Genomic DNA, 21,148 nt, shown 5'->3' on the forward strand with positions numbered 1-21,148 from the left:
CTAAATCCAAGATAAGTAAAGGAATCACACTTTTTTTCTACCTATTGAAAATCATGAAAATCTGAAAAAACAGACCCTCCTATTTGGAAGATCTGTTCTTTAAGGCTAATTCAATTGTGCGATCCGCTAGAATCGATTGAGCATCGATCACCGGATAAGGAACTTTTTCTGTCAACTCTTGGACTAAGGAAAGCTCTGTACAACCTAAAATAGCATTTTGACAACCGTATTTTTCAAATACATCGGCAAGAATCTCTAAGTACAGTTCGCTATTAATGAAATCATTTTCCTTCACATCATGGTAAATTAGATAATTTACTTTATCTTGAAGTTCTTTTTCAGGAACCAGTACTTCAAAACCCTTCGCTTCCAGCTCGCTTTGATATACCTTTGCCGACATCGTTCCAGCAGTTGCCAAAACAGCAATTTTTTCACCTACTTGATGATGCTTTGTCACTTCGTTAACAGCTTCTCGCGGCATATGCATTAATGGTATTTTCGTTGCACCTTGTAACTGATCAAAAAAATAATGAGCCGTATTGCAGGTCAGTACGATAAAATCTGGCTGTAACAAATTCTGCTTTTCAATATCATCTAGTAAGAACGGCAACGGATTCGCCGCTTTGTCATCTAAAATATAGGCCGTCCGGTCAGGTACAGTTGCGTGATTAAACAACACATAATTCAGATATTCTTGATCGTTATGCGCTTTGGTTCTCTGATTGAGAATTCGAACGAAGCTCTCTGTGGCCTTAGTTCCCATACCACCGAGTATGCTGAAGAAATTTTCCATGCTTATCCCTCTTTCTCTTTAAAGAACAGATCAAAACGTCCTTTATATTTGCTAAACATGTACTTCATTAGAATCCAGCGCATCACTGACATATCCTTCTTATAGAAGACAGTCGTTCCCCACTTATCATTCTTGATCATTTCTAAAGCTTTGTCTTTATCGGTATTGTTTCGCGCATATTTTTCAAAGACACCTTTGGGGACACCCATCCACAGCATAGAATTTGCTGCTTCCGCCTTACCATAAATAGTTTCATCAAATGGCTTTTCAAAGACACGATCTTCCGTAACGTATTGAGCTAGATTAAATCCGTTCAAAGTTACGAAAAAGCTGCTCCTTCCCTGACGTAAATTGATCTCAAACAATTTATACTCGCCGTCCCGCGGATCATATTTCATGTCGAAGTTAGCAAAACCCGTATAGTTGATTTTTTCTAAAAACCCTTTGATGGTTTGATAAATTTTCTCATTGTATTCGGGCATGATCGCCACATAATTTCCGATTGCTTCTGGAGAAGGATCTTCCAGCAAAGGATGGCCTAAGCACATCATTCGAACTTGATGATTTTGATCAACATACGCGTTCAACACACGCATATTGCTGTCATCACCTGGAATGAAGTCTTGAGCGATCATTTCACTTGTATATCCAGCCTGGTAGATACGTTCGATAATCATATCAAATTCATCACGAGTATCTAAAATAAAGGCCTTTTTACGTCCTTCAAAATCAATAGATAACCACTCTACACTATTAGCTGGCTTCAAAGCAACTGGAAAGTCAAATGGCAAATCTTGTTTCAATTTTCCAGCTTCTAAAATATCTTCTGTAATAATGAATGTTTTGGGATAAGGCAGATCATATTTTTCACAAATTTCATAAAAGCTAACCTTACTAATTAAACGTTGTAATAAGTCAAAATCAATATAAGGGCAAATAAACCACTCAGAAAGCTCTTCTTTGTGTTGTGAAACCAATTCTGCATAGCCGTCCCCACAGGCAATCAGCAGGTACTTTGTTGCTGGATCATTATACGTATTCTTTCCTAATTCACGCATTTTCTCCATAAAGACAGGATCTTTATCAAATCCTGGTACGACATGGACATTCACGATTTTACTGTATTTTGTCGGCGCTAGCTGCAAGCCCGCATAAGCTTCAGAAACGATCCCATATGCTTCATGGAAAGAACGTGACATTCCATATACATTGATGTCGCTTCCTAATAAGATCGGTACAAACTTTTGTTTTTCATTCATATTTCTTACACCTTCTCATTCTAAATCAACGATAATCATACCATAAAGAAAAATGCAAGCAAAGGAGAATTCTTCACCTGCATCAAGCTTTATCAGTTATTTATTTTTTTAAGACACGTTTTAAATAATGTCCCGTATAACTCTCTGGTACTTCAGCGATTTCTTCCGGTGTCCCTGTTGCTAAAATAGTACCACCACCATCGCCGCCTTCTGGTCCTAGATCGATCACATAGTCTGCTGATTTAATTACATCTAAGTTATGTTCAATCACAAGTACCGTATTTCCAGCGTCAACGAAGCGCTCAAGAACCTTCAATAACCGCGCAATGTCATCTGTATGCAAACCAGTAGTTGGTTCATCCAAGATATAAAAATTCTTTCCATTCGAATTTTTGTGCAGCTCGCTGGCAAGTTTCATCCGCTGCGCTTCACCACCGGAGAGCGTAGTAGCCGGTTGACCCATTGTAACGTAACCTAAACCAACATCAACGATTGTTTGCAATTTGCGATGAATCTTAGGGATATGTTTGAAGAATTCAACAGCGTCTTCCACAGTCATTTCCAGAATATCAGCAATATTCTTTCCTTTATAATGAACCTCCAGTGTTTCTGAGTTGTAACGTTTGCCATGGCAAACCTCACAAGGTACATAAACATCCGGTAAAAAGTGCATCTCAATCTTGATGATTCCATCACCGCGACACGCCTCACAGCGTCCGCCCTTAACGTTAAAACTGAATCGTCCCTTTTTATATCCACGAATCTTCGCTTCATTTGTTTGTGCAAACAAATCTCGGATATCATCAAACACACTCGTGTAGGTCGCCGGATTGCTTCGTGGTGTCCGACCGATTGGACTTTGATCAATGTCGACTAATTTTTCAATATTGTTGTAACCTGTTAGTTTCTTGAATTTCCCAGGTTTATTAGAGTTACGGTTAAGTTTTTGCGCCAAAGCCTTCTTCAAGATCTGATTAACTAAAGTTGATTTACCTGAACCTGAAACGCCGGTCACTGCAACAAACTTACCTAAAGGGAACTCTGCATCGATATTTTTCAAATTATTCTCTGCAGCGCCAGTAACTTTGATTTTCTTACCGTTTCCTTTACGACGTTCTTTAGGAACAGCAATTTCTCGTTTGCCAGATAGATACTGACCAGTCAAAGAGTTTGGATTCTTTTCAACTTCTTTTGGTGTACCCGCTGCTACAATCTCGCCACCTTGATCTCCTGCCCCTGGACCCACATCAATCAGATAATCGGCAGCACGCATTGTATCTTCATCATGCTCCACAACAATTAAAGTATTTCCAAGATCACGCATTTTCTTCAAGGATTCGATCAATCGATCGTTGTCTCGTTGGTGCAAACCGATTGAAGGTTCATCTAAGATGTAGAGTACCCCAGAAAGGTTTGAGCCAATTTGTGTCGCTAGCCGAATCCGTTGTGCCTCTCCACCAGACAAAGTACCAGAAGCACGACTTAAGGTCAGGTAATCTAGCCCAACATTTCGCAAAAAGCTCAAACGATCCTTGATTTCTTTTAATATTGGCTTTGCAATAACTTTTTCTTGCTCGCTCAATGCAACTGTTTCAAAGAATTCCAATGCACTATTAATTGAATCTTCGCTTACCTGACCAATATTTGTCTCATTGATCTGAACAGATAATGCTTGCGGATTCAAACGGAAGCCATGACACGTTTGACAAGTCAATTCAGTCATATACAAGCGCATTTGATCACGGGTAAAATCACTGTTCGTTTCAGCATAGCGTCGATTGATGTTATTGACGATTCCTTCAAAAGGTACCTCAACATCACGCACACCGCCAAAATCATTTTCATAATGGAAATGGAAGTTTTCACCATTAGAACCATTTAAAATAATATCCTGATGTTCCTTCGGTAGTTCTTCAAAAGGAGTATCCATGTCAATACCAAAGCTCAAACATGCTTGCTCCAACATTTGTGGATAATATTGCGAACTAATCGGATTCCAAGGAATCAATGCTCCTTCTCGTAAAGTTTTGCTTTGATCCGGAATCACTAAATCCATATCAACTTCAAGCTTAACACCTAGCCCGTCACAATCTGGGCAGGCGCCAAAGGGAGCATTAAATGAAAATAATCGAGGTTCAAGCTCACCTACAGTGAAACCGCAATATGGACAAGCGTAATGTTCACTAAAGAGCATCTCTTTTTCACCTATTACATCTACGATTGCATAGCCTTCTGCCAAGCGCAAGGCAGCTTCAAAAGAATCGAATAACCGTGAGCGAATTCCTTCTTTGACAACGATCCGATCAACGATGATCTCAATATCATGTTTCTTGTTCTTCGTTAATTCAGGTGCTTCTGTCACATCATACAATTCACCGTCAACACGCATTCGAACATAACCTTCGCGTTGAATCATTTCAAATACCTTTTTATGTTGTCCCTTTTTCTTAGCCACGACAGGTGCTAAGATTTGGATTTTCGTCCGTTCTGGCAATTCCAACACTTTATCGACCATTTGTTCCACCGACTGCGAAGTAATCTCAATATGATCGTTTGGACAAATTGGATGTCCAACACGTGCATAAAGTAAGCGTAAATAATCGTTAATCTCGGTAACAGTTCCTACCGTTGACCGGGGATTTTTACTTGTTGTTTTTTGGTCAATTGAAATCGCAGGGCTGAGTCCGTCGATACTATCAACATCTGGCTTATCCATTTGCCCTAGGAATTGACGCGCGTAGGCAGACAGACTCTCTACATAGCGGCGTTGACCTTCCGCATAAAGGGTGTCAAAAGCCAATGAGCTTTTTCCAGAACCTGATAAACCAGTAACAACCACCATTTTGTCACGAGGAATCGTGACATCTACGTTTTTCAAATTATGAGCACGCGCTCCATGAATCACTATCTTATCATTCGCCATTTATATCTCCTATTTCATTGTTCTACTGTTTTTCTTCTCTATATAATGTTTCTTATCTATTTACTTTACTAGACAACTAATTTCCTCGAAGAGAACCAGTTGTCTGAGTAAAGTTCAATTAGATTACTCTCACCTGTTAAGTTTGTCTATTCTGCCGCTTTCAGTTCTAAAATGGTGTCTCTTAGGGTAGCAGCAGTTTCAAAATCAAGGGTTTTAGCCGCTTCGCGCATTTCCTCTTCCATTCTCGCGATCAGTTCTTTACGCTCTGATTTAGATAGGTCCTCAAACGACGTTGTATCATACGTTTCCGTGTCTTCAACGACTTTACTGATGGAAATCAAATCACGAATTTCTTTGATGATTGTCTTCGGAACAATACCATGTTCCTCATTATATTGTTGCTGAATACTGCGACGACGTGATGTTTCATCCATTGCTCGTTGCATTGAGTCCGTGACTTTATCACCGTACATAATAACTTTACCTTCAGAGTTACGAGCAGCTCGTCCGATCGTTTGAACGAGTGATCGTTCACTACGCAGGAATCCTTCTTTATCGGCGTCTAAGATTGCTACTAAGGAAACTTCAGGAACGTCTAACCCTTCACGTAACAAATTGATTCCTACGAGTACATCAAATTTACCTAAACGCAGATCACGAATGATTTCTGTACGTTCCAAAGTTTTGATGTCACTGTGCAGATATTTTACTTTGATGCCTAATTCTTTGAAGTAGTCGGTCAAGTCCTCTGACATCTTCTTCGTTAAAGTCGTGACAAAAACCCGCTCATTCCGCTCTGAGCGCTCATTGATTTCACCGACCAGATCATCGATTTGTCCCATGATTGGCCGCACTTCAATGACCGGATCCAGCAACCCAGTCGGTCGAATAATCTGTTCAACTACTGTATCTGTTTCTTCGTGTTCATAAGGACCAGGTGTTGCAGAAACATACACGATTTGATTAACCCGCTCTTCAAACTCTTCCAATCTTAACGGACGATTGTCTAACGCTGATGGTAAACGGAAACCGTAATCTACCAGCATTTGTTTTCTAGCGCGGTCGCCATTATACATTCCACGAACTTGGGGCATCGTAACATGTGATTCATCGACTACTAATAGGAAGTCATCAGGGAAGAAGTCAATCAAGGTATATGGCGGTTCTCCCTCTTTACGACCATCCATATGACGAGAATAGTTTTCAATTCCCGATGTATAGCCCATTTCCCGCAGCATCTCAATATCATAATTGGTTCGCTGTTCTAAACGTTGGGCTTCTAATAACTTATTATCATTACGGAGAACTTCCAACCGATCTTCCAATTCTTTTTGAATATTACTGATTGCTACTTCCATATGGTCTTCATTCGTTAAGAAGTGCGTTGCCGGGAAGATCGCTACGTGCTCTGTCTCTCCTGTAATTTCACCGGTCAGAGCATCAACTTCACGAATGCGTTCGATCTCATCGCCAAAAAATTCCACACGTAATGCACGTTCGTCACGGGATGCGGGAAAGATCTCCACTACATCACCACGAACACGAAAACGTCCACGCTGAAAATCAATATCGTTTCGTTCAAATTGAATATCGATCAAATTTCTCAACAGTTGGTTCCGATCCATTTCCATCCCAACTCGTAACGACAGGACCTGTTCCATATACTCTTTTGGCGATCCTAAACCAAAGATACAAGAAACGGATGCCACTACTATCACATCGTTCCGTTCTAACAGAGCGCTGGTAGCAGAGTGACGAAGCTTATCAATCTCATCATTGATACTCGAATCTTTTTCAATATACGTATCGCTAGACGGTACATACGCCTCTGGTTGATAGTAATCGTAGTAACTGACAAAATACTCCACCGCGTTGTTAGGAAAGAACTCCTTAAACTCACCGTATAATTGTCCCGCTAATGTTTTATTATGGGCAATGATCAAGGTTGGTTTATTGACTTCTTTGATGACATTAGAAATTGTATATGTTTTCCCTGTACCGGTGGCTCCTAAAAGTATTTGCGCTTTTTTTCCATCGACGATTCCATCGGCTAACTGTGTAATGGCCTCAGGCTGATCGCCAGCAGGCTGATATTTTGAATGAAGGTCGAACGTATTGTCCGTTACTCTTTCAATCATACAAAAATCCCCCTTTTCTATTAAATAAACAAAGATTTTCCATTTCAAAATTATAGCATACCGAACATATTTTCGCCATTTTTTATTCTTGACATTAAAAGTTCCTATAATTACACGTGTTAGGTATTCTGACATTTCATGTTATAAAAATTTTGCTTTTTTTCTCTCCGACAATGAACCCTCTTGTATTTTATCCTTAAACTAACATATAATAAACAAATGATAAGTATATAGGAGGATTATTATGAGAAAAAACAAATTAATTCCATTCGTCGTTTTCTTAATGGCAAGTATTTTCACACTTGGCTTCGCCAGTAAGACCGATGCCGCGGAAAAGACATATAAAATCGGAACGGATCTGACTTTTGCTCCTTTCGAATTTCAAAACTCTGACGGTGAATACATAGGAATCGACGTGGATTTGCTCAATCAGATCGCTAAAGATCAAAATTTCAAGGTGGATCTACGTCCGCTAGGTTTCGACAGCTCAATCCAAGGTGTACAGTCAGATCAGCTTGACGGCATGATTGCTGGAATGAGCATTACAGATGAACGTAAAAAAACTTTTGATTTTTCAGAACCTTATTTTGATAGTGGAATTCAAATGGCTGTCAAAAATGATAACAAGGATATAAAGAATTACAAAGATCTCAAAGGCAAAACCGTTTCTGCAAAAATCGGAACAGAAAGTGCCACTTTCTTAGAAAAGAACAAAGACAAATACGGTTATGATGTCAAGCTGTACGAAGCGGCAGATGCAATGTATAATGCTTTGACCAACGGAAACTCTGTAGCAATTTTTGATGACTATCCTGTACTCGGCTACGCTGTAACAAATGGTCAACCTTTCAAATTAGTAGGTGATCCAGAAGAAGGCAGTTCTTATGGCTTCGCGGTGAAAAAAGGCGAAAACAAAGAATTATTGGAGAAATTCAATAAAGGCTTGAAGGACTTAAAGGACAACGGCGGCTACGATAAAATCGTTGCTAAATATATTTCTAGCGGCTCTGGTGATCAGGCTGCTGCTTCTGAAGAAATGAAAAAAATTGAGCCAAAAAAAGATGTCTATGTCATTGCCAGTGATTCGGCCTTTGCTCCTTTTGAATACAAAGATAGCGATGGCAAATATAAAGGAATCGACGTTGACCTGTTGACTCGTGCTGCTGAGCTTCAAGGATTCAAGTTAGACATGAAGTACATTGGATTCTCTTCTGCGATGCAAGCCTTGGAATCTGGTCAAGCAGACGGAATGATCGCTGGGATGACCATCACAGATGAGCGAAAAGCTAACTATGACTTTTCTGATCCCTACTTCCAAAGCGGAATTCAGTTGGCCGTGGCGAAGGATGACAATGACATCAAGTCTTATAAGGATTTAAAAGGGAAAACTGTGGGAGCTAAAGTCGGTACTGAAAGTGCTGATTTCCTAGAAGCTCACAAAAAGGAATATGATTACACGATTAAAAGCTTTGATGCTGCGGATCAATTGTATGATGCTCTGAAGGTCGGCTCAATCGATGCGATGATGGATGACTATCCTGTTATCGGCTATGCAATAAACCAAGGTCAGGATTTGAAAACACCAATCAAACGTGAAGTCGGCGGCGAGTATGGCTTTGCTGTGAAAAAAGGACAAAATCCGGAACTTCGTGAAATGTTCACTGAAGCGTTGAAGGAAATGAAACGAACTGGAGAATACGATAAGATCGTCGATAAATACATTGGGGCTGAAAAAGAAGATAAGAAAGATGCAGTTGATGAATCAACTATCACCGGACTTTTGAAAAACAACTACAAATCACTACTAGACGGTTTATGGAAAACAATCGTGTTAGCTTTAGTATCATTTGCGCTTGCATTGGTATTGGGAGTCATCTTCGGGCTATTCAGGGTATCTCCTGTTCGCGGATTACGCACCTTTGCTGGCATATACATTGATATTATTCGCGGGATTCCAATGATGGTATTGGCTTTCTTCATTTTCTTCGGACTTCCTGGTATTACAGGAATCAAAATCCCTGACTTTGCTGCTGGGATTATCACTTTAACCTTGAATGCCAGTGCGTATATTGCGGAAATCGTTCGAGGCGGTATTAATGCTGTACCTGTTGGTCAAATGGAAGCTTCACGAAGCTTAGGTCTATCGTACAACCGTACCATGCAAAAAATTATTTTGCCGCAAGCAGTTAAGATCATGATTCCTTCTTTCATCAATCAATTCGTCATCAGTTTGAAGGATACGACGATCATCTCTGCCATCGGTGTGGTAGAATTACTGCAGACTGGTAAGATTATCGTGGCACGGACTACACAAAGTTCTTACGTTTACTTGATTATTGCGATCATGTACTTGATCTTAATCACGATCTTGACTAAGTTAGCGAACCGTTTAGAAAAGAAGGTGAAATAGATGGAAAAAACGATGGATAAAAAAATTGTCGTTAATCATTTGGTAAAGAAATTCGGTGACAACACCGTTTTAAACGACTTAAACATCACTATCAGTGAAGGTGAAGTGGTCTGTATCATTGGACCATCTGGTTCCGGAAAAAGTACGTTTTTACGTTGTATGAATCATCTGGAAGAACCGACTTCTGGTGAGATCATTATCGATGGACAGGACTTAACAGATAAACACACAGATATTAACTTGGTCCGTCAGCATATTGGAATGGTATTTCAACATTTCAACTTATTCCCTCACCTAACTGTTTTAGAAAATATTACTTTAGCTCCACTTGATCTAAAAGGTGAATCGAAAGAGTCTGCTGAAAAACGCGGTGTGGAATTACTAACACAGGTTGGACTTGCAGAGAAGAAAAACGATTATCCAGATAGCCTGTCAGGTGGTCAAAAGCAACGTGTGGCAATTGCTCGTGCGTTGGCAATGAATCCTGACATCATGCTATTTGACGAACCGACTTCAGCTCTAGACCCCGAAATGGTTGGAGATGTGTTGAAGGTTATGAAGGATTTAGCTTTACAAGGAATGACTATGGTAATCGTTACCCATGAAATGGGATTTGCCAAAGAAGTAGCCGATCGTGTCATCTTTACTGATGGCGGGAAGATTTTGGAAGACGGCACACCCGAACAGGTCTTTAACAATCCTCACAATCCAAGAACACAAGACTTCTTGAACAAGGTTCTAAATATCTAAAAGAAACCCGTGAAATCACTTTAGATTTCACGGGTTTTTCTGAACGCTAACAAGGTTTGAAAAACGTTCTCTTTGGTTGCTGGTGACTGACTGCGAACAATGCCATCCTCTGGCGAAAAGGCAAGCTCTGTGACTTTTTTTAGTTCATTTACTGATGGAAAAATAGATAATGCTTCATAAGTAAGCGGTAGCTCTAACTTTTCAAACAATGCCTGATATTGTGTGAACTCCTCTTCTCGTCCTTCAATCCGTAATTGCTGCAGAGTAGTCAAAGCGATAATTTGACCGTGACTCCCCTTTATTTCTCCGCCCCATAAACTGACCATTGCATTGTGCAATGCGTGAGCAATACTCAGCCCTCCGGATTCAAAGCCAATACCACTCAATAACGTATTAGCTTCAACTACTGCTTCAAAAGCCGGCGATATTTTTTTCAGTTTATTTGCTTCCACTGCTTCTTCTGCATATACAAGTAATACATCACGGCATTTCTCAGCGATTGCTTCGGCTGCCAATGTGGGTAGAGCACCTAATGTGTTCACACCGCGATTTTCCCGTACGGTTCTCGCCTCAATCGAAGTTGATAGACCATCAGCGATTCCCGCCGTCAAAAAATGAACCGGGCTATTAATTAAAATCGCTGTATCGACCAACACAAGGTCTGGACTTTTAGTATAATAAGAATATTTTTCAAAATAGCCATCACGATATTTAACTGAAATCCGTGATGTCGGTGCATCCGTAGAAGCGGATGTAGGGACAACAACCACAGGACAATTTGACTCAAAAGCGAGAGCTTTCCCTAAATCAATTGCCCGACCGCCACCTAAAGCAACGACAGAATCAAATGCTCCAATAGGTTTTTCTTGCTCTACCAACCATACGAAGATTTCTCCGCCTAGCTCCATCAATTTCTTGCATAATTGTTCTCCCAGCATTTGATAAACAAAGCCATCAGTTACTATCAAGCACTTTCGACCAAAAGCTAGTATATCTTCCAAGTGATTCCATAAAACATTTTCTCCCTGACGATAAGTCATAGGACTAACAAACACTTTTTCCATATGCTCTCCTTCTTATCCTGTTTAGAAATATCATAGCAATCAAATAAAAGCGTTGCAAGTTGTGTAAGAATGCAAAAAACACGCAACGACTAGCGTTGCGTGTTAATCAAATCTATTTATGCTTCAATTTCAGTTACGATACCTGAACCAACGGTACGTCCACCTTCACGAATAGAGAAAGTTGTTCCTTTTTCTACGGCGATTGGATGGATCAATTCAACATCGATTGTCACGTTGTCACCAGGCATAACCATTTCGGTGCCTTCTGGCAATGCAATGTTTCCGGTAACGTCAGTTGTACGGAAGTAGAATTGAGGACGATAGTTGTTGAAGAATGGTGTATGACGTCCACCTTCTTCTTTCGTCAATACATAAACTTCTGCACTAAATTTCGTATGTGGTGTGATTGAACCTGGTTTAGCTAGAACTTGTCCACGTTCGATTTCATCACGTGTAATACCACGTAGTAGAACCCCAACGTTGTCGCCGGCTTCCCCATAATCCAATGTTTTACGGAACATTTCAAGTCCGGTTACGACTGCTTTTTGAACCTCAGGTTTGATCCCGATAATTTCAACTTCGTCGCCGACCTTGACTTCCCCACGATCGATACGACCAGAAGCTACAGTCCCACGACCAGTGATAGAAAATACATCTTCGACTGGTAATAAGAATGGCTTGTCAGTGTCGCGTTCTGGCGTTGGAATGTATTCGTCAACAGTATCCATTAGATCAAGGATTACTTGTTCTTGTTCTGGATCTCCTTCTAAAGCTTTCAAAGCAGAACCTTTAAGAACTGGAATATCATCACCTGGGAATCCATATTCAGAAAGCAATTCACGTACTTCCATTTCTACTAGATCAATCAATTCCTCATCGTCAACTAAGTCAACTTTGTTCAAGAATACGATTAAGTGCTTAACACCTACTTGACGTGATAACAAAATGTGTTCACGTGTTTGAGGCATTGGGCCGTCAGTAGCAGATACTACTAAAATAGCACCGTCCATTTGAGCCGCACCGGTGATCATGTTCTTCACATAGTCCGCGTGTCCTGGAGCATCAATATGGGCATAGTGGCGTTTTTCAGTTTCATATTCAACGTGTGCAGTGTTAATAGTGATTCCGCGTTCACGTTCTTCTGGTGCAGCATCGATACTAGCGTAGTCTTGAGGGTTTGCTAGACCTTTCTTGCCTAATACCGTTGTGATTGCTGCCGTTAAAGTTGTTTTCCCATGGTCGACGTGACCAATAGTACCAATATTAACGTGTGGTTTACTTCTATCGTAATGTTCTTTTGCCATAATAAACAAACCTCCTAAAAAGTGTAAAAATTCTTACGGATATAGTGTAAAGCATTTTGGGCTAAATGAAAAAGATTTACACTTATTTACTTTTTGTAAGTAACTATCCGAGATCATAATACATCAGAATTGGTCAAACTCCAAATAATATGTTTCAACTTGCTCATGGATGAAATAATTTTGAAAATTTTCTGTGCTTTATGCGCTTAAAGCAAAATCAGTACGCTATAATAAAGATGAATGAATGTACAGAAGCAAAAAATATTGGTTTAATAGTATTGGACTTTTTAGTAATGTCTTTTAAAACAACTAAAAGCTGGAGGAATATTCCATGGAAAATTTTCAAGAAAAATTGATGCTGCTTCCAACTGAGATAACTAGAGCTTACAGTGTCGGCTTTGTTTTTGTTAAAGAAAATGACCGCTACTGGCATTTTCCAGCAAGACAATGGACGGAACAACAGATCCAGGACTACTTTTTGGAACGCTATGGAAAAACAAGTACTTTTCATCGATATCCTGAGTTGAAGTTAAAGCACCTCGTTGTGACTGACATGCCTTCACTCTTTGTTATCGTTCCATACGATCCAAGAAAGGAAAATAATTGATATGACGTTCCTAGAACTAGATTCTATTAGTTACCAAAATGATCAAAGAACAATTTTAGACCAAATTACATTAACCGTTAAACAAGGAGCTTTTTTGACGATCACAGGACCCTCTGGCGGAGGAAAAAGTACATTGCTTCGATTGATTGCTTCCTTATTGACACCAACTAGCGGAGAAATTCTTTTTCAGGGAAAAGCACAACACTTATATGAATACACAGAGTATCGCCAACAGGTTTCTTATTGCTTTCAGCAACCTTCCCTGTTTGGAGAAAGCGTTTTGGATAATTTAACTTTGCCTTTCACAATCAGAAACCGCACCCCTGATCAATCGCAAATGTTAAACCATCTTCAGATGGTTGATTTGCCAAAAGAGTATTTGACAAAAAGAATCTCTGAATTGTCAGGTGGCGAGCGGCAACGAGTTGCTCTGATTCGAAACATTTTGTTTTTACCAAAAATTTTGCTATTAGATGAGGTGACAACGGGGCTTGATGAACAAACAAAAACAGTCATTCATCGATTGATCAAAGATATTCAGCATAAAGGCTGCACGATTTTGCAAGTAACCCATGATGAATCAGAAATCCAAGAAGCAGAAGAATTACTGATTGTCCAAGGAGGAAAATTAAAACAATGAATCAATTAGCAGTGAACGATCTTTCTTTAGTTTTGGCTTTTGCAATGGTGATGATCGCTGTTGCGATCAGTGCTAAAGAGAAGCTGAATCTAACGAAAGACATCCTTTTTAGTATTTTTCGTGCAATCGTTCAACTAGTTATCGTCGGCTATTTGTTAAAGTATATTTTTCAAGTCAACAATAACTTTTTGACGATTGCTATGAGTCTCTTTATTGTGTTCAATGCTGCATGGAATGCACATAAAAGAAATCCCAGTCTCCATAAAAAATATCTTCATTCGTTAGCAGCAATCTTTATTAGCACTTATATTACCCTTGGTTTGTTGATTTTAACTGGGGCTATAAAATTTATTCCCTCTCAAATCGTTCCTATCACTGGCATGATTGCGAGCAATTCAATGGTAGCAATCGGATTATGCTATAGAGCGTTGAACACCCAATTTCATGACTTGAGACAGCAGGTACTAGAAAAATTAGCCCTTGGCGCATCAATCAAACTGGCATCTAAACCGATCCTGCAGCAAAGTATCAAGACTGCCATGCAACCTACTATTGATTCTGCTAAAACAGTTGGACTCGTCAGCTTGCCCGGAATGATGTCTGGTTTGATTTTCGCCGGTTTAGATCCCGTTCATGCCATCAAATATCAAATTATGGTTACCTTCATGTTACTATCAGCTACAAGCCTCGGATCAATTATCGGCGGATATACTGCTTATAAAAACTATTTCAACTCAGACCATCAATTGATTGTATAAAAAGAAGGGAACTCAGAAAAATTTCTTTTCGAGTTCCCTTCTTTTTATACTAGTAAATTGTAGAGCGTTTTATTTTGACTTAATTCAATATAGCTTGAGTCAAACGCTTTTAATCGCTTCAATAAATCGGGTAACATTTCTGCTTTCTTCAACAGCACGCCAATCACTACTGGTCCGGTTCCTCGATTACTCTTCTTTGTATATTCAAAACGAGTAACATCATCGCCTTCGCTTAGAACTTCTGATACAAATTCCTTTAATGCACCAGGACGTTGCGGGAAGTTCACGACAAAGTAGTGCTTAACGCCTTCATAGATCAGTGAGCGTTCTTCAATCTCAGCCATCCGATTGATGTCATTGTTTCCACCGCTGATGATGCAGATGACTGTTTTGCCTTTAATCTTATCTTTCATCAACTCTAAAGCTGCCACACTCATTGCTCCAGCTGGCTCCACGACAATTGCTTGTTTCCCATACAAATCTAAAATCGTTGAACAAATCAAGCCTTCGTCAACAGACAGCAGCTCATCTACATATTTCTTACTGTGTGAGTAAGTAATTTCACCGACACATTGAACTGCAGCGCCGTCGACAAATTTATCGATCTCAGCTAATTTGACCGGCTGTTCTTCTTCAAAAGCCGCCTGCATTGAAGCCGCTCCTTTGGGTTCAACACCGACAATTTTAGTGGTCGGTGAGGTGTTTTTCACATATGAAGCCACTCCACTGATCAGTCCACCTCCGCCAATTGCTGAGATTACATAATCTGGCTTATAGCCTTCGCTTTCCGCATCGGTCATCATTTCCAAGGCCAGCGTTCCCTGACCGGCAATGATATTTTTGTCATTAAAAGGATCGATAAAGGTCATACCATTTTCTTCGCAGTATTTCCTTGCGGCAGCGGCAGAAGCATCAAAGGTATCGCCGACTAAATGAATATCCGCAAATTCACCACCAAAAAATTTTACTTGAGAAACTTTTTGTTGCGGTGTGGTAGTTGGCATAAAGATCGCTGCTTGTGTCTTCAATTCATGACATGTATAAGCAACTCCCTGTGCATGATTTCCCGCACTTGCACACACCACACCTTTTTTCAATTCTGCTTCAGGAAGTTTCTTAATGGCATAATAAGCACCACGTAATTTAAATGAACGAACTTTTTGCAGGTCTTCCCTTTTTAATAAAATGGTCGCCTGGTATTTTTCAGATAAATAACGATCATATTGTAACGGCGTATGGTTTACAGAGTTTTTTAATAATTGATAAGCACTGCGCACCTCAGTATCTTTGATTAATTCCATCGCTGCATCCCCCACTAATCTTTACGACTTACAAATGGCATCATTTTACGTAATTCGCCGCCCACTTCTTCAATTTGATGTCCTGCGCTTTCTTTGCGCATCTTATTGAATTCTGGGAAGCCGTTCTTGTTGTCATCGATGAATCCTTTAGCGAATTTGCCATTTTGGATATCAGTCAAGACTTCTTTCATTCCTGCTTTAGCTGTTTCTGTAATTACGCGCGGTCCTGAAACGTAATCCCCATATTCCGCAGTATTAGAGATTGAGTTGCGCATTTTCGCAAATCCACCTTCATAAATCAAATCAACAATCAATTTCATTTCGTGACAAACTTCGAAGTAAGCCAATTCAGGTTGATAGCCAGCTTCAACTAGTGTTTCAAAACCAGCTTCGATCATACTAGTCAATCCGCCGCAAAGCACTGCTTGCTCACCGAACAAATCAGTTTCGGTTTCCTCTTTAAAGGTTGTTTCCAAAACGCCCACTCGTGTAGCGCCAATGCCTTTTGCATAAGATAACGCTAAGTCTTGAGCAGCTCCTGTTGCATCTTGATAAACAGCAAATAATGCTGGAACCGCAAACCCTTCAGTGAAAGTACGGCGAACCAAATGGCCTGGTCCTTTCGGAGCTACTAAGAAAACATCCACGTTTTTCGGTGGTTTGATTACATCAAAATGAATATTGAATCCATGAGCAAAGACTAAAGCAGCACCGTCTGCTAAGTTTGGTGCGATTTCATTGTCGTACAGAGCACCTTGGATTTCATCTGGAGCTAAAATCATGACTACTTCGGCTTTTTTAGTTGCTTCGTCTACCGGCAACACATCAAACCCGTCTTCGCGAGCAGCCTCAGCGGATTTTCCTTCTCGCACACCGATCACGACTTGATGACCTGTGTCACGTAGATTTTGTGCATGAGCGTGTCCTTGCGAACCGTAACCCACCACAGCAATTGTTTTTCCTTCTAAAGCATCCTTCGCTACTGCATCATCATAATAAACTTTAACCATAATTTTTCCTCCAATTTTTTAAACTATATTAATAGCAAAATTAAATTTTGCACTTAACCTCTGCTAAATCCGGTTACCCCGGTTCGTGCTAATTGTTTGATGCCATATGGCCGCAATACATCAATGCATGCATTGACCTTTTCAGTCGAGCCGGCAACCTGCACAACGATCGTTTTCAATCCAACATCCACGACATCGGCGCGGAAGGGATCAATCATTGCTTGAATCTCTGATCGAGTAGCCGCTGGAGCACTGACTTTAATCAAAGCTAACTCTCTTTCAAGATGAGGCTCATCGGTTACATCAGAGACTTTAACCACATCTATCTGTTTGTTTAATTGCTTTGTTACTTGCTCTACATCCGCCAATGTGTCCGCTTGGATAATGATCGTCATTCGCGACTCACCGTCTCTCTCCGTACGTCCAACGGAGACACTGTCCATGTTTACTTGTCGTCGGTTCAAGACGCTCGTAATTCGACTCAACACCCCAGCCTGGTCGTGAACCATTGCTGTAATCATTCGTCTCATTTAATCCACCCCCAACATCTGATCATTCGGCATACCTGCCGGAATCATTGGTAATACATGTTCTTTGTTGCAGATCATGACTTCGATCAGCATTGGTCCCGGTGTAGCAAAAGCCTCCTGCAGCTCTTTTTCCAGTGTATTCGGATTCGTAATTTTTTTATTCCCGATCCCATAAGCTTCAGCCATCTTCATAAAGTCCGGTTGCTCTTGGAAAACGGATTGGGAACGACGTTCATTATAAAATTTCTCCTGCCATTGCCTAACCATTCCGAGGGACCTATTGTTCAATAGAATAAATTTGATATCTAAATTGTTTTGGTTCAAAATGGCTAATTCTTGATTAGTCATCTGGAAGCCTCCGTCACCGACAAACACAACAACGGATTCATTGGGTTTTCCAAATTTTGTCCCAATTCCTGCTGGGATTCCGTACCCCATAGTTCCAAGACCGCCGCTAGTGATTAATTGCTTCGGAAATTGAAATGGATAAAATTGCGCGACCCACATTTGATGTTGACCAACATCGGTTACGACATAGGATTTCCCTTTTGTGATCCGACCGATGATCTCAATCACCTCTTGCGGTTTGATGACCTCTTCATTCCATTCATATTTCAATGGATATTTTTCTTGGCGAGCTTTACAGAGCATTCGCCACTCTTCGCATTCAGGTGCGTCAATTTCGTTCGTCAGCATTTGCTGCAAGGCAATCTTCGCATCGCCTACGATTGGAACATCAGTATGAATAATCTTGCCGATCTCTACCGGGTCCACATCAATATGGGCAACCTTCGCATTTGGTGCAAAAGCATCCGGCGAACAGGCCAAGCGATCATCAAAGCGGCTGCCGATGTTAATTAGCAAATCGCATTCCATCATAGCCATGTTTGCAGCATAGGTGCCGTGCATTCCGCCCATCCCAAGAAAGTTCGGATGATCATGAGGCAGCAATCCTAAACCTAACAGCGTACTAACGGTTGGGAGTTGGTATTTTTCAACAAATTCTCTTAATTCTGCTGCACCATCAGCAGCGATCACGCCGCCGCCAACTAAAAAAATCGGTTTCTTAGCCTTCTTCAGTAAGTTCATTAATCGTTCGATCTGCAAGATTGATGGTGTCGTCGTAGGCTGATAGCTTTCTAAATGGACAGGCTTGTCAATATTTGGATTTGACTTAAATGTCATGATATCTTTTGGCAGATCAATCAGAACTGGACCTTTTCGTCCAGTTGTCGCGATATGGAAGGCTTCATTGACGATCCGCGGTAGTTCATTCACATCTCGAACTTGATAATTGTTTTTTGTAATGGGTACGGTAATTCCTAACATATCTGCTTCTTGAAAAGCATCCTTCCCGATCCCCGGTGTCGTAACCTGTCCTGTAATAACAACTAATGGTACAGAGTCGATCATTGCATCTGCGATCCCAGTTACAACATTGGTTGCTCCTGGTCCGCTAGTAACGATTACTACTCCTGGTTTGCCAGTAGCTTTGGCATACCCTTCTGCCGCATGTACCGCTCCTTGCTCGTGACGAGTAAGAATATTTGGAATCGATTCATCATAAAGGGAGTCATATAATGGTAAGACGGAACCTCCGGGATACCCGAAAATCAATTCAACTCCTTGATTCTCCAGACATTTGATTAATAGATCGGCGCCTGTTTGCAAATCTTCAGCTTCCACTTTTTGCTTCATTTCTTCCACCCCATTTCCCCCTATTCTTCAGGTAGTTTCATTACACCACCGGTATGTGCTGAGGTTACCATTGCTGAGTAACGTGCTAACCAACCTTTTTTGACTTTCGGCTGGAATTTCGTTAGTCCTTCTTTTCGTTTTGCTAATTCTTCTTCTGAAACAGCTACATTCAATGTGCGATTTGTTAAGTCAATCGTAATTTCATCGCCATCTTGAACTAAAGCAATTGGTCCACCGGCAGCTGCTTCTGGTGAAATATGCCCAACCGCAATGCCACGAGTCGCACCGGAGAAACGTCCATCTGTAATCAGTGCAACATCTTTGCCTAAACCGCGACCTACGATACTTGACGTTGGTGCCAGCATTTCTGGCATCCCCGGTCCGCCTTTTGGTCCTTCGTAGCGAATAACTACCACATGGCCTTTAGTGACGGTATGGTTATCGATTGCTTCAACCGCTTCATCGTGAGAGCCAAAGCAAATTGCTTTACCCTTAAAGACTTTGATACTTGGATCAACACCGCCGACTTTGATAACACTGCCCTCCGGTGCAATATTTCCATAAAGAATGGAGAGTCCTCCCACTGGACTGTAAGGTGCTGTTTTGGGATGAATCACTTCTTCATTCATGATCTTAGCTGAAGCGACATTTTCACGTAATGTCTTGCCCGTAACGGTGATTCGGTCAGAATGGATTGCCCCATCAATTGAAACTAGCTCATTGATAATCGCTGGTACGCCTCCTGCTTGATGCACATCATGCATTGAATAACTGGAAGAAGGAGCGATTTTAGATAAATAAGGAACTCTTTTGGCAATCTCATTGATATCCGATTGATCATAATCAATCTCCGCTTCGTTGGCGATCGCCAATGTATGGAGCACGGTATTCGTCGATCCGCCCATCGCCATATCTAAGGCAAAAGCATCATCAATTGCTTCTTTTGTCACGATGTCACGAGGTTTAATTTGTTTTTTCACAAGATTCATTAAATGTTTCGCTGATTCACGAACCAATTCACGCCGTTCATCAGAAACTGCTAAGACTGTACCGTTCCCCGGTAAAGCTAGCCCTAGCATTTCCAGCAAGCAGTTCATGGAATTTGCCGTAAACATACCCGCACAGGAACCACAGGTTGGACAAGCGTTTTGCTCCATGAATAGGAAGTCTTCTTTGGTCATTTTCCCTTCTTTGAAGGTACCAACAGCTTCAAACATCGAAGAAAGTGTTGTTTGATGACCGAGTGGATCGATCCCTGCTTTCATCGGACCGCCTGAACAAAAGATTGAAGGAACATTCGTCCGAACAGCCGCCATAATCATCCCCGGTGTGATCTTGTCACAGTTAGGAATGTAGAAAACACCGTCAAACCAATGGGCATTGATCACTGTCTCTGCTGCATCGGCAATCAGTTCACGACTTGGTAAAGAATAGCGCATACCGATATGTCCCATCGCAATCCCGTCATCTACTCCAATCGTATTAAACTCGAAAGGAATACCGCCGGCTTCACGAATTGCCTCTTTTGCCACATCAGCCAGTTCTCGCAGGTGGACGTGTCCTGGTACAATATCAATATAAGAATTACAAATAGCAATGAACGGTTTATCCATATCATGGATATTTTTTACTTGGCCAGTCGCATATAATAAGCTTCTGGCGGGTGCTGCATCAATTCCTTTTTTAATCTGATCACTTCTCATGTTCACATCTCCCTACTTTCAAAAAAAGAGCATCCCATCAATAAATGGGATGCTCTTGCAAGAACCCCATTTGTAACGCAAACAGGACTCAAACAAACGGTTAAAACTTCTTCCGCGTTCTAAGTCCTAGACTCAATAATTAATAAGACGATGCCATCGAAATTATTGTATTTACTCTTGCGCATAAAAATCGGCTCCTCATTTTTCTAATAGTATCTTAATCATTTTTTTATACTATACATTTCATAAGATTAAAAGTC

16 protein-coding genes are annotated in these 21,148 nt (G+C 40.7%); 5 read left to right on the plus strand and 11 right to left on the minus strand.

Features of this window, described 5'->3' with window-relative positions; translation table 11 throughout:
• Nucleotides 1-79 precede the first annotated feature (79 nt).
• The 4 genes from AC4J95_RS17315 to uvrB all read right to left on the minus strand — a co-directional run bounded on the left by AC4J95_RS17315 (nucleotide 80) and on the right by uvrB (nucleotide 7,113).
• Nucleotides 80-793, minus strand: coding sequence for an amino acid racemase (locus AC4J95_RS17315; protein WP_316402872.1), 714 nt, complete (start codon nucleotides 791-793; stop codon nucleotides 80-82).
• 2 nt (nucleotides 794-795) lie between these two features.
• Nucleotides 796-2,052, minus strand: a complete 1,257-nt coding sequence (locus tag AC4J95_RS17320) for a carboxylate--amine ligase (protein ID WP_316402871.1) — start codon at nucleotides 2,050-2,052, stop codon at nucleotides 796-798.
• 100 nt (nucleotides 2,053-2,152) lie between these two features.
• Nucleotides 2,153-4,975 (minus strand): excinuclease ABC subunit UvrA, encoded by a 2,823-nt coding sequence (gene uvrA / locus AC4J95_RS17325; RefSeq protein WP_494550937.1) that lies wholly within the window; start codon nucleotides 4,973-4,975, stop codon nucleotides 2,153-2,155.
• 146 nt (nucleotides 4,976-5,121) lie between these two features.
• Complete coding sequence (uvrB, locus tag AC4J95_RS17330) at nucleotides 5,122-7,113, minus strand: excinuclease ABC subunit UvrB (protein WP_494550938.1); 1,992 nt, start codon at nucleotides 7,111-7,113, stop codon at nucleotides 5,122-5,124.
• A 244-nt stretch (nucleotides 7,114-7,357) separates the two neighbouring features.
• Here uvrB and AC4J95_RS17335 point away from each other — a divergent pair, with 244 nt between their 5' ends.
• Nucleotides 7,358-9,523 (plus strand): amino acid ABC transporter substrate-binding protein/permease, encoded by a 2,166-nt coding sequence (locus AC4J95_RS17335; protein ID WP_494550939.1) that lies wholly within the window; start codon nucleotides 7,358-7,360, stop codon nucleotides 9,521-9,523.
• Between the two features lie 12 nt (nucleotides 9,524-9,535).
• A complete protein-coding gene (locus tag AC4J95_RS17340) occupies nucleotides 9,536-10,273 on the plus strand; it encodes an amino acid ABC transporter ATP-binding protein (RefSeq protein WP_316402964.1) in 738 nt (245 codons plus the stop codon).
• A gap of 20 nt (nucleotides 10,274-10,293) precedes the next feature.
• Here AC4J95_RS17340 and AC4J95_RS17345 read toward each other — a convergent pair whose 3' ends face one another.
• Together AC4J95_RS17345 and tuf are read right to left on the minus strand one after the other, a co-directional pair.
• Nucleotides 10,294-11,337, minus strand: a complete 1,044-nt coding sequence (locus tag AC4J95_RS17345) for a glycerol dehydrogenase (protein WP_494550940.1) — start codon at nucleotides 11,335-11,337, stop codon at nucleotides 10,294-10,296.
• A 116-nt stretch (nucleotides 11,338-11,453) separates the two neighbouring features.
• A complete protein-coding gene (tuf, locus tag AC4J95_RS17350) occupies nucleotides 11,454-12,641 on the minus strand; it encodes an elongation factor Tu (RefSeq protein ID WP_102871141.1) in 1,188 nt (395 codons plus the stop codon).
• Between the two features lie 331 nt (nucleotides 12,642-12,972).
• On the opposite strand from tuf, the gene AC4J95_RS17355 reads away from it, so the two are divergent.
• From AC4J95_RS17355 to AC4J95_RS17365, 3 genes are read left to right on the plus strand one after another with little or no spacing between them, the layout of a single operon-like run.
• Nucleotides 12,973-13,248, plus strand: a complete 276-nt coding sequence (locus AC4J95_RS17355) for a hypothetical protein (RefSeq protein WP_494550941.1) — start codon at nucleotides 12,973-12,975, stop codon at nucleotides 13,246-13,248.
• Nucleotide 13,249: 1 nt separating this feature from the next.
• On the plus strand, nucleotides 13,250-13,888 hold the full coding sequence (locus tag AC4J95_RS17360; RefSeq protein ID WP_494550942.1) for an ABC transporter ATP-binding protein: 639 nt from the start codon (nucleotides 13,250-13,252) through the stop codon (nucleotides 13,886-13,888).
• On the plus strand, nucleotides 13,885-14,646 hold the full coding sequence (locus AC4J95_RS17365; protein WP_316402864.1) for an ABC transporter permease: 762 nt from the start codon (nucleotides 13,885-13,887) through the stop codon (nucleotides 14,644-14,646). The genes AC4J95_RS17360 and AC4J95_RS17365 overlap by 4 nt, the downstream gene beginning before the upstream one ends.
• Nucleotides 14,647-14,690: 44 nt before the next feature.
• Here the strand turns inward: AC4J95_RS17365 and ilvA are convergent, their stop codons facing one another.
• Genes ilvA through ilvD form a run of 5 tightly spaced genes read right to left on the minus strand, consistent with a single transcriptional unit; the run spans nucleotide 14,691 to nucleotide 20,888 of the window.
• On the minus strand, nucleotides 14,691-15,947 hold the full coding sequence (ilvA, locus tag AC4J95_RS17370) for a threonine ammonia-lyase IlvA (protein WP_494550943.1): 1,257 nt from the start codon (nucleotides 15,945-15,947) through the stop codon (nucleotides 14,691-14,693).
• A 14-nt stretch (nucleotides 15,948-15,961) separates the two neighbouring features.
• A complete protein-coding gene (gene ilvC / locus AC4J95_RS17375; RefSeq protein WP_316402862.1) occupies nucleotides 15,962-16,957 on the minus strand; it encodes a ketol-acid reductoisomerase in 996 nt (331 codons plus the stop codon).
• A 53-nt stretch (nucleotides 16,958-17,010) separates the two neighbouring features.
• Nucleotides 17,011-17,487: an acetolactate synthase small subunit gene (gene ilvN / locus AC4J95_RS17380; RefSeq protein WP_016179202.1), complete on the minus strand. Its 477-nt coding sequence runs from the start codon at nucleotides 17,485-17,487 to the stop codon at nucleotides 17,011-17,013.
• Nucleotides 17,488-19,185, minus strand: coding sequence for a biosynthetic-type acetolactate synthase large subunit (gene ilvB, locus AC4J95_RS17385; protein ID WP_494550949.1), 1,698 nt, complete (start codon nucleotides 19,183-19,185; stop codon nucleotides 17,488-17,490).
• A 20-nt stretch (nucleotides 19,186-19,205) separates the two neighbouring features.
• Complete coding sequence (ilvD, locus tag AC4J95_RS17390; protein WP_316402861.1) at nucleotides 19,206-20,888, minus strand: dihydroxy-acid dehydratase; 1,683 nt, start codon at nucleotides 20,886-20,888, stop codon at nucleotides 19,206-19,208.
• Nucleotides 20,889-21,148 lie beyond the last annotated feature (260 nt).

This window comes from Enterococcus sp. GPZ-007, from assembly GCF_059374735.1.